Raw genomic sequence first — 14,581 nt, 5'->3', positions numbered from 1 at the left:
GCAATAGTGTTCATCGAACCAGCGAGATTCGTGGTCTCGTCCGGCTCATCCGACAAAGATGTCGTACAGCGTCGGATAGGCCGCGCCGATCCCGGCGTTCGGCTCCGCTCCTTCGCCCGCGTCGAATTCCTGGCAGGTTCGCGTGTACGCCCTGTCCCCGAGATACCGATCCCACTCCGTCTCGGTGAGATTGCGACCAGCCCGTCGACAGGCTTCACGAATCCACAGCGCCGGACCCCAAACCCTGGCGGTGTCGTCGTCACTCGCGGAAACCAGCATTTCGCCGCCCCCATGGAATGCCGTCGACGTGATCGGGCCGGAGTGCCCGCGCAGCGGTTCGCCTACTTGCTGTCGAGTCTGCGCGTTCCATAGTCGAACTGTCTTGTCGTCACCGCCGGTGGCCAACAACTTTCCACTCGGGTGAAAGTCGACCGAGTTCATCCCCTCGATATCGCCACGCATCGGCGGCCCGAGCGGCTGTCCGGAGGGCAGGTCCCACAGCTGCACCGCCACACCGGCAACCGCCAGTCGTTCCCCGGTGGGATCGAAGGCAAGCGCCTCGATCTTTCCCGTGCCACCTACCAGCGGTGGACCGATCGGCTTGCCCGTGTCGATGTCGAAGACCCGCGCGGAACCGTCGAAGGCGCCAACGGCGAGCAACCCGGTACGCGGATGAAACGCCAGCGCCGACACCGTGCCCGCGTCTACGATCGGCGACCCGACGAGCTGTCGGCCCGTCCTGGCGTCCCACAGCCGGACCGTGCCGTCCGACCCCGCGGCGAGGACATCTCGGCTCGGATGGAAAGCGATCGCCTCGACATCCCTCTCATCGAGTTCGGTGACGAGCTTCTTCCCGTTCTCGACATCCCAGATCCACACGTCCTCCTCGATCAGTCCAAGCGCGCCGACCAGCGTGGGGCCGGGGCGCATGGCCATCGCCGTCACCGGCCCGTTGTATCCGACGCGGGAATCGTCGGTACGGAAGATCTGACCAGGAGGCAACGGGTCGCCCGCACCGATGAGGTCCTTGCCCGCCGGCTTGCCGGTTTTCGGGTCCCAGCGCCGCACGGTCCCGTCCAGCCCGGCGGTCACCACCTCGTCACCATTGAACTCGACACCGGTGACGCTGTCACGGTGACCACGGAGTACCCCGCCGGTCTCCTTCACATTGTCCGGATCCAGCAGCCGCACGGACCCATCGCCGGTACCGACCGCCAGTTGCCTGCCGACTGCGCTGAACGTCACGGCGAACAGCGGATTGTCGTGGCCGGTCAGCGGTTCGCCGATCTGCTGTCTGGTATTCGGATCCCACAGGCGCACGTCACCGTCCCAGCTCGCCGTCGCCAACCACCGACCGTCAGCGCTGAACGCCACCCGTGGCACAACACTAGAATGCCCCTGCAACGGGTCACCGATCGCGGTTCGGGTAGCGAGATCCAGCAAGGTGACGGTGCCTCGCAGATTGGCATCGGCGATGGCGAGCAGCCGCATATCCGGGCTGAACGACATCGAGGTCACCCCGGTCGCACCCTGGTCGGCGCCCGGCAGCGGAGCACCCAACAGCTGGCGAGTACTCGGGTTCCACAACCGCACGGTCCTGTCCGCCCCGCCCGTGGCCAGGGTGCCGTCCGCGCCGAAAGCCAATGCGGTGACCCCTCCGGGGTGGATCACCGGATCGCTGAGCTCGGTCCAGGTCCGCGTATCCCACAACCGCACCGAGTCGCCACTGCCCGCGCTCGCCAGCAGCGACGCATCCGGACTGAAAGCGAGCAGACCCGCGCCGCCCGCCTGTGGCAACGGCGGAACTACCTGCTCCCAGGTTTCGGTGCTCCACACCCGAACAGTCGCGTCCGACGTGTTGCCCGCGGTGACCAGCACCGCGTCCTTCGGACTGAAGGCGACGGCCGACACCCCTCCGGTGTGGCCTTCCAATTGCCGCAGCTGTCGACTGGACCGCGCGTCCCACACCCTCGCCGTCGAATCCCAACCGCCACTGGCCACCAGCGTGGCGTTCGCGTTGAACGCGACCGACGGCACCGGGCCGCGGTGGCCACGTAGCGTCCGCGCCAGTCGGTCGTTGGCGAGTGCCCGATTCAAGACGTCGACCGATTCCCTGGTCGCGCCGAGCCGGAGCCCTTCCAACGCCAGGAGATACGCCAGATCGTCTTCGTCGCCGATCAGGTTCGCGGCCTGGGCCGCGAGCGCCCGGGAGGTCGCGATCCGTGCCTGCAGTTCGGCGGCGTCTCGCTGTTCCCGTGTTTCGCGCACCTGGAAGAACAGCCCTATGCCGGTCAGGATCGCCACGACGAGCAACCCCACCAACCCGGCGACAGCGGCGTTGCGGCGCCGCTCGAAGGTTCGCTGCTGCTGGATATCTTCGCCGACCAGGTCGGACTTGCTGCGCCCGTGCACTCGCGCGGCGAGGGTCGCTATCGCATCCTGAAACCGCAGATCACGCAGATCTGGCCGATCGAATCGCCCGTCGCGCAGGTCGACCCATTTCGGCTCGTGCGTGAAGTAGCCGCGCAAGACATCCGGCAGCGCATCGGTCGCGCCCCAGTCGTAGTCCGTGGTGCCGGCGTCCCATTGTGGCGCGGTACCGTCGGTCAGCGCGAAGAGGAACCGGCTGGGATCCTTGTGCCGACGCCAGTAATCGACTTCATCGCGTACCCACCCCGACGCGGCGGCCTCGGGCGAGGCCAGCAACAGAAAGTACCGGGAATCGGCGAGTACCTTCTCGATGTCGGGCCACAGGGTCGGTGTCGCGGTGAGGTCGTTCTCGTCGAGAAACACCCTCAGCGCGGGCGTGCGGGTCCACGGGCGCGCGAGGTGAGCGAGGCCGGTGCGCACTGCGGGCGCGAGATCATGATCGGCTCGGTGGCTGTAGGAGATGAAGACGTCGGGTTGTCGCGGTCGATTCATCGACCGCTTCCACGGCAGCCACCGTCCACCCCAAACCTGTATGGCTGCATACACATTGGTCACCTGGCCCAGGATGGGACACCGCGCGCACGCTGTCCAGCCTTTCCCGGAAAACAACGAGCGGCCCGCATCGCGACACCTCGATATCCAGCCTGTTGCAGCAAGCAATTCGCAAGACTCGGCGCGCAGCGTTGTACACCGAAATACCGAAAGGCCCGCTCGCACATGGCGAATGGGCCTTTCGGATGTGCGAAGTACTTACGCGGTTTCGGTGATCGGGCGGTCGACCCAGCTCATCAGGCCGCGCAGCTTGGCGCCAGTGACCTCGATGGGGTGCTCGGCGTTCTCCTTGCGCAGACCCTCGAGCTCCTTGTTGCCGCCTTCGACGTTGGCGACGAGGCGCTTGACGAAGGTGCCGTCCTGGATGTCGGTCAGGATCGCCTTCATGCGCTCCTTGGTGCCGGCGTCGATGACGCGCGGGCCCGACAGGTAGCCACCGAACTCGGCGGTGTCGGAGACCGAGTAGTTCATGCGGGCGATGCCGCCCTCGTACATCAGGTCGACGATCAGCTTGAGCTCGTGCAGGACCTCGAAGTAGGCCATCTCGGGGGCGTAGCCCGCCTCGACCATGACCTCGAAACCGATCTTGACCAGTTCCTCGGTGCCACCGCAGAGCACAGCCTGCTCACCGAAGAGGTCGGTCTCGGTCTCTTCCTTGAAGGTGGTCTTGATGACGCCGGCGCGGGTGCCGCCGATGCCCTTGGCGTAGGACAGCGCCAGGGCCTGGCCCTCGCCGGTCGGGTCCTGATCGACAGCGATCAGAGCCGGAACGCCCTTGCCGTCGACGAACTGACGACGCACCAGGTGGCCGGGGCCCTTCGGGGCGACCATCGCGACGGTGACGCCGGCCGGAGCCTTGACGAGACCGAAGTGGATGTTGAGGCCGTGGCCGAAGAACAGCGCGTCGCCGTCCTTCAGGTTGGGCTCGATGTCGTTGGTGAAGATCGACGCCTGCGCGGTGTCGGGCGCGAGCACCATGATCACGTCGGCCCAGGCGGAGACCTCGGCGGGGGTGCCGACGGTCAGACCGGCCTCTTCGGCCTTCGGGCGAGACTTCGAACCCTCGGCCAGGCCGACGCGGACGTCGACGCCGGAGTCGCGCAGGCTCAGCGAGTGCGCGTGGCCCTGGCTGCCGTAACCGATCACGGCGACCTTGCGGCCCTGGATGATCGACAGGTCAGCGTCGTCGTCGTAGAACATCTCGACTGCCACTTTGGTTGGTCCCTTCTGAATGAATGCGGTTAGGAAAAGTTATCGCGGAGGTTGCTGAAGGAGGTTCAGCGGGTCGCGGTGATCGATTTGGGGCCGCGGCCGACGGCCACGACACCGGACTGCACGATCTCGCGGATCCCGTACGGCTCGACCATGCGCAGCAGCGCGTCGAGCTTGGAACGGGTGCCGGTCGCCTCGATGGTCAGCGCGTCGGGCGACACGTCGATCACCTTGGCGCGGAACAACTGCACGGCCTCGATCACCTGCGTGCGCACCGACGCGTCGGCGCGCACCTTCACCAGGATCAGCTCGCGGGCCACCGAGGCGTCGGCGTCCTGCTCCACGATCTTGATGACGTTGATCAGCTTGTTGAGCTGCTTGGTGACCTGCTCGAGGGGCAGATCGTCGACGGTCACGACGATCGTCATCCGCGAGATCTCGGGGATCTCGGTGCCACCGACGGCCAGGGATTCGATATTGAAGCCACGGCGCGAGAACAGGCTCGCGACTCGCGCCAGCACGCCCGGCTTGTCCTCGACGAGGACGCTCAGGGTGTGGGTGGTGCTCATTCGTCGTCGCCCTTCTCGGAGGTGGCCTGCTCGCGTTCCATCGCCTCGTGGATGACGGCCGGCTCGGAGACCGACTCGTCCTCGTCGAAGAGCGGACGGATGCCGCGGGCGAACATGATCTCGTCGTTGCTGGTGCCCGAGGCGACCATCGGCCACACCTGGGCGTCCTTGCCGACGATGAAGTCGATCACGACCGGGCGGTCGGTGATGGCCTGGGCCTGGCGGATCGCGTCCTCGACCTCGGACTCCTTCTCCACCCGGATGCCGACGCAACCCAGCGCCTCGGCCAGCTTCACGAAATCGGGGATGCGCAGGGAATGCGTGCCGAGATCGGTGTTGGAGTAGCGCTGTTCGTAGAACAGGGTCTGCCACTGACGGACCATGCCCAGGTTGCCGTTGTTGATCAGGGCGACCTTGATCGGCACCCCCTCGATGGCGCAAGTGGCCAGTTCCTGGTTGGTCATCTGGAAGCAGCCGTCACCGTCGACCGCCCAGACTTCCTTGTCCGGCGCGCCCATCTTGGCGCCCATGGCAGCGGGCACCGAGTAGCCCATGGTGCCGAGACCGCCCGAGTTGAGCCAGGTGCGCGGGTTCTCGTACTTGATGAACTGCGCGGCCCACATCTGGTGCTGGCCGACGCCGGCGCAGTAGATGGCCTCGGGGCCCGCGAGACGGCCGAGGGTCTCGATGACATATTCCGGCGAGACCGAGCCGTCGCTGGGCGTCTTCCAGCCCAGCGGGTAGTTCTCGCGGATGCCACTGAGGTAGGCCCACCATTCGGTGAGGTTCAGCAGCGGTGCGTCGCCGGCCTGCGGATCGGCCTTGAGGGTTTCGATCAGCTCGACGATCACCTCACGCGCGTCGCCCACGATCGGGACGTCGGCGTGGCGGTTCTTGCCGATCTCGGCCGGGTCGATGTCGGCGTGGATGACCTTCGCGTCGGGCGCGAAGGAATCCAGCTGACCGGTGACGCGGTCGTCGAAACGGGCGCCGAGGGTGATCAGCAGGTCCGACTTCTGCAGCGCGGCGACGGCACCGACGGTGCCGTGCATGCCGGGCATGCCCATGTTCAGGGTGTGGCTGTCGGGGAACGCGCCCCGCGCCATCAGCGTGGTGACCACCGGGATGCCGGTGAGCTCGGCCAGCTCGAGCAGTTCCGGCGAGGCGTCGGACTTGATGACGCCACCACCGACGTAGAGCACCGGCTGCTTGGACTCCAGGATCATCCTGGCGGCCTCGCGCACCTGCTTGCCGTGCGGCTTGGTGACCGGGCGGTAGCCGGGCAGACGCATCTCCGGCGGCCACGAGAACGTGGTCTGGGCCTGCAGCGCGTCCTTGGTGATGTCGACCAGGACCGCGCCGGGGCGACCCGAGGCGGCGAGGTAGAACGCCTCGGCCAGGGTGCGCGGGATCTCGGCGGCGTCGGAGACCAGGAAGTTGTGCTTGGTGATCGGCATCGTGATGCCCGAGATGTCGGCTTCCTGGAACGCGTCGGTGCCGACCAGGCTCGACGGCACCTGACCGGTGATCGCCACGATCGGGACCGAGTCCATCTGGGCGTCGGCCAGCGGGGTCACCAGGTTGGTCGCGCCGGGGCCGGATGTGGCCATACACACACCGACCTTGCCCGAGGCCTGCGCGTAACCGGTCGCCGCGTGACCGGCGCCCTGCTCGTGCCGGACCAGGACGTGGCGGACCTTCTTCGAGTCGAACAGCGGGTCGTAGACAGGAAGGACCGCGCCGCCGGGAATGCCGAATACCGTGTCGACGTCGAGCTCTTCGAGGGACCGAACCACCGACTGGGCGCCGGTCACGCGCTCGGGCGCGACCTGGCGGCGGGCGGGGTTGGTCGCCGGGCTACCAGGGGTAGCTGAAGGCGCTGACCTGCGGGCCGATGGCCCGGGTCGTGCGGTTGGTGCACTCACCGTCTTCGTTCCTCACTGTCTCGTTCTGACTCGGACTGACCCGACAGGGCCGCTGGCATTCGCCCGAACACAAAAAAGCCCCCGCCCAGCGCATGGCTGTTCGAGGGTGGCGCGTCGCAAACGCGAGCTGACGTATTGACTAGGTGTCAGGCTCAGCGCTGGACGCGCCGGCCGATTACGAGCTCGTTTCGAATCACGCATACGACGTTAGGCGCGCGTAGTGCGTCGAGTCAAACAGGCTTTCCGCTCCGGTCCCATTCTGTGGGACTCGAGTGGTTGCGTGGGTCCGTGTACCAAGATGCGAGGATAGGAGGGTGTCATCACCGCATCAGTCCGTGCCACCGGCTAAATCGTCCCACACCACCGACGAGGGAACCGATACGGGTCGCCCGTCGCGACCCGGCGGCCTGCGCTCGGCCAGTCCGGGGCGGCTCGCGGCGATCGGCGCGGTGGTGCTGGCCTACCTGGTCTTCATCGTCGTCGGCACGGTGCAGGACTGGTCGCTGGGGGTGCGGATCGGGGTGATCGTGCCCGTCGCGGTGGTCGTCTGGCTGCTGATGCCGCGCCGGACGAACACGCCGACGCCGGGTGTGCACGTGATCGGCGTTCCCCGCCTGGCCTATATCGGCGTACTGGTGCTGGCGTTCTGCGTGTTCTTCCCGTTCGTCGGGTGGCCGGCCGTCCTGTGGCCGCTGCTGCTGGCCCCGGTGATCGCGGTGTGGTGGGTGGTGCGCACGCACACGACCGTGTCCGAGTCCGGGTTGGATCTGAGCTCGATGACCAGCACGAAGCACCTCGACTGGGCGCGGATCAAGGGGATCAGCATTCCCAAGCGCGGCTCTGTGCGCGCCCGGCTCGACGACGAATCCGAGGTGAAGCTGCCTGCCGTCGGTTACGACCGGTTGCGTGAGCTGATCGAAGCGTCCGGCGGGCGCCTGCCCGATGTGTTCGCCGCCGCCGAAGCGGCCGAAGCCGAGCGTCTCGCCGCCGAGCGGGCCGCGGCGAAGGCGGAAGCCGACGCGAAGGCCGAGCCCGAAGCTGCAGCGTCGGAGGCGAAGGCCGAACCGGACGCGGAGCCGAAGACCGAGCAGTGACCGTGGGCACTGTGGGAATGAGCACGTCGGCGCGATCCTTGTACCGGTAAGCTGACGGCGACCGGGCACCCCGCGCCGACGGCACCACCGCGGCGACACCTCACGGAGCGACACTCCCGCCTCGAGCCCCGGTTCCCGCTCCCCCGCACGCCACCACCGGCGCGATGCGACCATCGCTCGCCGGAGTAACGTGAAGGGCTGCCGGACGCACCGCGATCGCGCACGTGCCACGCAGGTCAGCCCCCTGTGCGCACGCTCGCCACGCACCCAGCGACATCACGAGGACTTCCATGCCACCGCTTCGCTCACGCACCACCACCATCGGCCGCAATGCTGCGGGCGCGCGCTCACTCTGGCGCGCGACCGGCATGACCGATTCCGATTTCGGTAAGCCGATCATCGCGATCGCGAACTCCTACACCCAGTTCGTGCCCGGTCACGTGCACCTCAAGAACATGGGCGAGATCGTCGCCGAGGCGGTGGCCGCCGCCGGCGGCATCGCGCGCGAGTTCCACACCATCGCCGTCGACGACGGCATCGCCATGGGTCACGGCGGCATGCTCTACTCGCTGCCCTCGCGCGAGATCATCGCCGACTCCGTGGAGTACATGGCCAACGCCCACACCGCCGACGCGCTGGTGTGTATCTCCAACTGCGACAAGATCACTCCCGGCATGCTCAACGCCGCGATGCGTCTCAACATCCCCGCCGTGTTCGTCTCCGGCGGGCCGATGGAGGCCGGTAAGGCGGTGATCGTCGACGGTGTCGCGCAGGCGCCGCTCGACCTCGTCAGCGCGATCTCCGCGAGTGCGAACCAGGCCGTGTCCGACGAAGGACTGGACGAAGTCGAGCGGTCCGCGTGCCCGACCTGCGGTTCGTGTTCGGGCATGTTCACCGCGAACTCGATGAACTGCCTGACCGAGGCGCTCGGCCTCGCGCTGCCGGGCAACGGTTCCACCCTCGCCACCCACTCCGCGCGCCGTGCGCTGTTCGAGCGGGCGGGCACGGTGATCGTCGATATCGCCAAGCGCTGGTACCAGGACGACGACGCCTCTGTGCTGCCCCGAAACGTGGCCAACGCCAAGGCTTTCCGCAACGCGATGGCCCTCGACGTCGCCATGGGCGGCTCGACCAACACCGTGCTGCACACCCTCGCCGCCGCGCAGGAGGGCGAGATCGACTTCGACCTGCAGACCATCGACGACATCAGCCGCAAGGTGCCGTGCCTGTCGAAGGTGTCGCCGAACTCGGATTACCACATGGAAGACGTGCACCGTGCCGGTGGCATCCCGGCCATCCTCGGCGAGCTGCGTCGCGGTGGGCTGCTGGACACCGACGTCACCACCGTGCACACCGCCTCCTTCGAGGAATACCTCGACACCTGGGATGTGCGCTCGGGCAAGGCATCCGAAGAGGCCATCGAGCTCTTCCACGCCGCCCCCGGTGGCGTGCGCACAGTGGAACCGTTCTCCACCAGCAACCGCTGGTCCTCGCTCGACACCGATGCCGCCGGTGGCTGCATCCGCGACGTCGAGAACGCCTACACCGTCGAAGGCGGGCTGTGCGTGCTGCGCGGCAATATCGCTCCCGACGGCGCGATCCTCAAGACCGCGGGCATCGACGAAGACCTGTTCACCTTCGAAGGCCCGGCCGTGGTGGTCGAGTCGCAGGAGGACGCGGTGTCGATGATCCTCGGCAAGAAGATCCAGCCCGGTGACGTCGTCGTCATCCGCTACGAAGGCCCCGCCGGCGGTCCGGGCATGCAGGAGATGCTGCACCCGACCTCGTTCCTCAAGGGTCTCGGTCTCGGCAAGGTGTGCGCGCTGATCACCGACGGCCGCTTCTCCGGCGGCACCTCGGGGCTGTCGATCGGTCACATCTCTCCCGAGGCCGCCTCGGGCGGTGCCATCGGCCTGATCGAGAACGGCGACCGCATCCGCATCGATGTGCACACCCGCGCGCTGGAAGTGCTTGTCTCCGACGAGGTCATGGCCGAGCGCCGCGCGAAGATGGAAGCCTCGGAGCGCCCGTGGCAGCCCGTCAACCGCGACCGCACGGTCACCACCGCCCTGCGCGCCTACGCGGCGCTCGCCACGTCGGCGGACAAGGGTGCCGTTCGTCAGGTGCCGTAGCCGCCTCCCCGCGTATTCAGGCTCGCCGCCGGTCGTTGATGCGACCGGCGGCGAGCCTGTTATCGGGTAGCCCGATCCCGGCAAGTTACCCATGTTCTTGCGAAATCACGGGTTGCGATTCGCGGGCGGGGCGGACTGTCCTGCTGTCAGACGAGCGCGGGTTGTGTTGTCGACGTCGACGACTCGTCGTCGCGGCCGGTTCGGGAGGGAATCAGGGCCGTGGCCACGAGGCCGAGCAGGACGAAGCCCGCGGCCAGGTAGGCGCCGAGGTTGACGCCGGCGGTCATGGCTGATCGACCGGCGGTGGCTACTTCCTGCGTATCCGGTTGGGCGGCAAAGCCTTCGATCGCCGCGCCCGCGCTGCCGGTGATGGCGTGCGCGTATTGCTGGGCTTGCGCCGGGGGCGTACCGACCGCGGTGAGGTCGTCTTCGACATTCGAGCTCAGCGTGGTGAAGAAGATCGTCGTGAGCAGTGCGATGCCGAGGGCGGAACCCAGTTGGCGGAAGGCGCTTTGGATACCGGACGCCTGGCCGTTGTCGGCTTCGGGGATGTCGGCAAGGACGACGTTGGTCACCTGCGCCGTAGCGAAACCGACGCCGATGCCGTACACACACAGGACCAGCGCGATCGACCACCACGAGCTGTCGGTGGCGGCGAAGAAGCCCAGCGCGGCCAGGCCGACGACCTCCAGCCCCAGACCGAGGCGGACCATGTTCAGCGGCGAGGCCTTCCCTGCCATCCCGAAGCTGGCACCACTGGCGATGAAGCTGCCGATGGCGATCGGCACCAGAGCCAGACCGGACTGCAGGGCGCTGTAACCGAGGGTGAACTGCAGCCACAGCGGGAGCACGGCGACGATACCGAACTCACCGAGGCCGATGATCAGCGTCGCGATATTGCCGTTGCGGAACGAGGCCAGCGAGAACAGGCTCAAGTCCATCAGCGCCTTGTCGGCATTGCCGCCGCGGCGCAACAGCACCTGCCGGACGACGAACCCGCCCAGCGCCAGCACACTCAGCACGAGCGCGACCAGCACCGGCGACGGCCCGCTCTCCCAGGTGAATCCGGCGATCCCCATCGGATGGACGGTGGTGATCCAGCCGTAGGTGCGGCCCTCGACCAACCCGAAGGCCAGCAGCCCGAGGCCGAGCACCGACAGGATCGAGCCGAGCACATCGAGTCGACCGGCGACCTTCGGCGACGGCGCGATGCACGCCAGCACACCGACCACGATCAGCACAGCCAGGGGCACATTGATGCCGAACGCCCAGCGCCACGACACATGCTCGGCCAGCCAGCCACCGAGCAGCGGACCGAGCGCGGCGGCCGCACCGATCGTGGAGCCCCATACCGCGAAGGCCTGACCACGGGCTTTGCCGGTGAAGGTGGCGTTGAGCAGGGCGAGCGAGGTCGGCAGGATCATCGCCGCGCCCGCGCCCTGCAGGAATCGGGCGATGACGAGCAGTCCGCCGTCCGGTGCCAGCCCGGCCAGGATGCTGGTCGCGCCGAACACCACCACACCGGTGACGAACACCCGGCGCGCCCCGACCATGTCCGCTACCCGGCCGACCACCAGCAGCAGCGCCGCGAAGACGATCGCGTAGGACTCCTGAATCCATTGCGCCTCGGTGGAACCCGTGTCCAGGTCTTCGATGATCGACGGGATGATCACGTTCACGATCGTGGTGTCGACCACGATCAGCGCCACGCCGAGGGCAATGGCGATCAAGCCGAGCCATCGACGAAGGGACGACTCTTGACTCATCGCACACTCCTATTTCTATGGTGGAATATTTCCATGGTCAAAGTATATTGAGGGCAATAGGATGTCAAACGATGCGAAAGGAACCTATGAGCCAGTCGGACGCTCGCGCCCAGTACGAACGAATCCACGAAGGAATGCGGGCCTACGGCGCGAGTTACCGGGAACTCGCCCGCCGATTCGCGACCTGGCTCGGGTTGCACTCGACCGATGCCGAGGCCCTGATCGAGATCCTCACCGCCGAGGAACGCGGGACCACACTGTCACCGGCACGGCTCAGCGAACGGATCTCGCTGTCCAACAGCGCCACCACCGCACTGCTGAACCGGCTGGAACAGGCCGGTCATATCGTGCGCAGCCGAGAACACGACGACCGTCGCGTGATCACACTGCGCAGCACACCCAGCATCCACACTCTCGCCAACGATTTCTTCGGCCCACTCGGCACGAAGGTGGAAGAGTCGGTGATGGGGAAATACTCCCCCGAGGAGCTGCGACGGTTCGAGTCGTTCCTGGCCGACGTGCACGCCACCATGACCGCCCACCTGACTGAACCCGCACCATCGCGACCACTGATGTCGTGAGAACATCGGCGACTCACCGGGTACCGGCTCACCGAGTTGCCGCGTCATCGACGCACCGCGCCTCTGGATCTGACCGAAAGACGCGGAAAGTCGGATCAGAAGGGGCCGACGCCTTTCAGGGGATTGCCGCCGTGGAGGAACCAGAAGGTGAGGATGGCGGCGGCGACAGCCAGGACGACGACCCCGAAGGACCCGTAGGAGGGTCGGGTGGCCCAGCCTCGGGTGCGGTCGAAGGACCAGCGGCCGGGGCCGGTGAGGATGATCGCCAAGGCGGAACCGGCCAGGACGGAGTCGAGTTCGACGCCGGTGGGGGTGCCCGCGTTGTACTGAAAGCCGGGGACCATGCCCTGCTTCCACATCCACGCGTTCAGGATCGTGGCCAGGACAGCGCCCGCGGCGAGCGGGGTGGCCAGGCCGATCACCAGGAGGATGCCGCCGCCGAGTTCACCGGCGATCACCAGCGCGGTCGACAGTGACGGGTAGTCCCAGCCGCCGCTTTCCATCATGGTCTTGGTGCCGTCGAGGCCGGGTCCGTGGAACCAGCCGGTCAGCTTCTGCAGACCGTGGTAGATGAAGGTGTAGCCGACCACCAGGCGCAGCACGAACAGGCCGAGGTCCAGGGTGCCGCGGCGAGCCTCGCGGTTGCGGCGCTGCAAGCGGACAGTGCCCGCCGAGGCCGCCGACGCGGGCGGGATCGTCGCGTACCCGTAATCTTCGTCGCCGCCGCCACGACCGGTTTGCGCGGTGCTCGCACCGGGAACCTCATCACCGGGGTCGAGACCGAGATCCTCGTCGGTGCGGGGGATGTCCTTCGGATCCGGCTTGCGCATCTGCGTCGTCGGCGAATCGAACGGGCTGGTCACCGGGCGACCCGCCGCCGACGCGCCCTGCCCGGCCGGTGCCGAACCTTCGGCCTTCGGAGTGTCATTCGACTTGTCGGTCACCGACTCACCTTATGACGTGCCGTCCCGGTGTGCCGCCCTTCCTCGCAACGGGCGTGTCAGCCCCGCTCGACTTCCGGTCGCGTCCGGGCCGCCGCATTCGGACGCGACGGGCGTGTCAGGCCCGCACCGCTGCCGGTAACGTCTGACCTATGAGTTCGGGAATCGCGGGCCGCGTGGCAGTCGGGGTGGCACTGAGCGCCGTTTTGCTAGCCGGGTGCGCCCGTTTCGACGAGTCGGCGTCGAGTCCGTTCACCACCGAACCGCAACTGGGTGGGTCCGGCGCGGAACCGAAGAAGCCGCAGGAGGACCCCTCGCAGCCGCCGCGACCGACCGGACCGTGTATCGATCCCGATCCCAATGTCATCGCCACCTGCATGGAATCGGGGGCCGGGCTGATCGCGGTGGGCGAGGGCGCCTTCGTCGCGGAGCGAAAGACGGGGCGGATCCTGCAGGTGAAACCGGTCGACGCGAGCACACCGCAGGAGACGCCGGTGGAGATCGCCAGCGTGCCCGTCGACGGGTCGGCCGACGGCGGCATCTCCGATATCGTGCTCTCCCCCACCTTCGGTGAGGACGGGCTGATGTACGCCTACATCACCACCGGCAGCGACAATCGGGTCGTGCGGCTGTCCAAGGGCGGGGCGGCCAAGCCGATCCTCACCGGGATTCCCAAGGGCGCCGACGGAAATCGCGGCGCACTGGAATGGTCGACGCCGACGCAGCTGATGATCCTCACCGGTGACGCCGGAAACCCCGGCGCCGCAGCCGATCCCGGCTCGCTCGGCGGCAAGCTGCTTCGCCTGGAGTCGCCGTCGGCGGGTACGAACAACCCACAGGTGGTGGCGTCGGGCATCGGTTCGGCCGGCGACATCTGCCGCGACGGCAAGGAAGGCATGTGGGTCACCGACCGCACCGCCGCCGAGGATCGGCTCCAGCACCTGAGCCCCGACGGCACCCTCAGCGTCTCCTGGACCTGGCCCGACCGTCCCGGCGTCGGCGGCTGCACGGCCACCGGTGACGGCGTCGGCATCGCACTCAGCGAGGGCAAGGCGCTGGCCGCCGTCGCCGCGGACCCCACGACGTTCGCCGTCACCACCGCCCCCACCCTGATCGCGCAGGACAAGTACGGCAGGTTCCTCGGCGCCACCGCCAGCGCCGACGGCAGCATCTGGGTCACCACCACCAACAAGACCGACGGCGAGCCAGGCGAATTCGACGACCGCGTCGTGCGCATCCCACCCCCGCAGGGTGGAGCAGGCGGCCCGGACTAGGAGAGGAAGCGGCCGCCCGGGCGGCGCAAGCAGTCCGGGGGGGGGGGTGTGGACCGCAGCGACAGGGGGCGGTTTACCGGGGGCGGGGGCGGGGGGGGGGGGCCG

General features: G+C 67.7%; 10 protein-coding genes. 4 read left to right on the top strand and 6 right to left on the bottom strand.

All coding sequences use genetic code 11. From position 1 onward, the window contains the following. Nucleotides 1-45: 45 nt before the first annotated feature. The 4 genes from ACFVVI_RS00050 to ACFVVI_RS00035 all read right to left on the bottom strand — a co-directional run bounded on the left by ACFVVI_RS00050 (nt 46) and on the right by ACFVVI_RS00035 (nt 6,688). Nucleotides 46-2,922, bottom strand: a complete 2,877-nt coding sequence (locus ACFVVI_RS00050) for a toll/interleukin-1 receptor domain-containing protein (protein ID WP_387442024.1) — start codon at nt 2,920-2,922, stop codon at nt 46-48. Between the two features lie 258 nt (nt 2,923-3,180). Further along, nucleotides 3,181-4,182, bottom strand: a complete 1,002-nt coding sequence (gene ilvC / locus ACFVVI_RS00045; RefSeq protein ID WP_174551969.1) for a ketol-acid reductoisomerase — start codon at nt 4,180-4,182, stop codon at nt 3,181-3,183. A 77-nt stretch (nt 4,183-4,259) separates the two neighbouring features. Next, nucleotides 4,260-4,763: an acetolactate synthase small subunit gene (gene ilvN, locus ACFVVI_RS00040; protein WP_019048314.1), complete on the bottom strand. Its 504-nt coding sequence runs from the start codon at nt 4,761-4,763 to the stop codon at nt 4,260-4,262. Continuing rightward, nucleotides 4,760-6,688 (bottom strand): acetolactate synthase large subunit, encoded by a 1,929-nt coding sequence (locus tag ACFVVI_RS00035; RefSeq protein ID WP_378992061.1) that lies wholly within the window; start codon nt 6,686-6,688, stop codon nt 4,760-4,762. Before ACFVVI_RS00035 ends, ilvN begins: the two co-directional genes overlap by 4 nt. Nucleotides 6,689-7,002: 314 nt before the next feature. Here ACFVVI_RS00035 and ACFVVI_RS00030 point away from each other — a divergent pair, with 314 nt between their 5' ends. Both ACFVVI_RS00030 and ilvD read left to right on the top strand, forming a co-directional pair. After that, nucleotides 7,003-7,782 (top strand): PH domain-containing protein, encoded by a 780-nt coding sequence (locus ACFVVI_RS00030; RefSeq protein ID WP_378992059.1) that lies wholly within the window; start codon nt 7,003-7,005, stop codon nt 7,780-7,782. Nucleotides 7,783-8,072: 290 nt separating this feature from the next. Further along, nucleotides 8,073-9,914 (top strand): dihydroxy-acid dehydratase, encoded by a 1,842-nt coding sequence (gene ilvD / locus ACFVVI_RS00025; RefSeq protein WP_378992058.1) that lies wholly within the window; start codon nt 8,073-8,075, stop codon nt 9,912-9,914. Between the two features lie 146 nt (nt 9,915-10,060). Here ilvD and ACFVVI_RS00020 read toward each other — a convergent pair whose 3' ends face one another. Then, nucleotides 10,061-11,680, bottom strand: a complete 1,620-nt coding sequence (locus tag ACFVVI_RS00020) for a DHA2 family efflux MFS transporter permease subunit (protein ID WP_378997059.1) — start codon at nt 11,678-11,680, stop codon at nt 10,061-10,063. An 86-nt stretch (nt 11,681-11,766) separates the two neighbouring features. On the opposite strand from ACFVVI_RS00020, the gene ACFVVI_RS00015 reads away from it, so the two are divergent. Then, nucleotides 11,767-12,261 carry a MarR family winged helix-turn-helix transcriptional regulator gene (locus tag ACFVVI_RS00015; RefSeq protein WP_378997061.1) on the top strand — a complete coding sequence of 165 codons (495 nt, stop codon included), beginning with the start codon at nt 11,767-11,769 and terminating at the stop codon, nt 12,259-12,261. Nucleotides 12,262-12,356: 95 nt separating this feature from the next. Here the strand turns inward: ACFVVI_RS00015 and ACFVVI_RS00010 are convergent, their stop codons facing one another. Next, nucleotides 12,357-13,205 carry a DoxX family protein gene (locus tag ACFVVI_RS00010; RefSeq protein WP_387442019.1) on the bottom strand — a complete coding sequence of 283 codons (849 nt, stop codon included), beginning with the start codon at nt 13,203-13,205 and terminating at the stop codon, nt 12,357-12,359. A gap of 149 nt (nt 13,206-13,354) precedes the next feature. Here ACFVVI_RS00010 and ACFVVI_RS00005 point away from each other — a divergent pair, with 149 nt between their 5' ends. Then, entirely contained in the window at nt 13,355-14,476 is a 1,122-nt protein-coding gene (locus ACFVVI_RS00005; RefSeq protein WP_387442016.1) for a PQQ-dependent sugar dehydrogenase, read from the top strand. Nucleotides 14,477-14,581: the final 105 nt, after the last annotated feature.

The sequence above is a fragment of the Nocardia sp. NPDC058114 genome (assembly GCF_042884695.1).
Taxonomy (GTDB): Bacteria; Actinomycetota; Actinomycetes; order Mycobacteriales; family Mycobacteriaceae; genus Nocardia.
The sequence above is the reverse complement of the archived record's forward strand: the minus strand, read 5'-3'. Positions and strand labels throughout refer to the sequence as shown.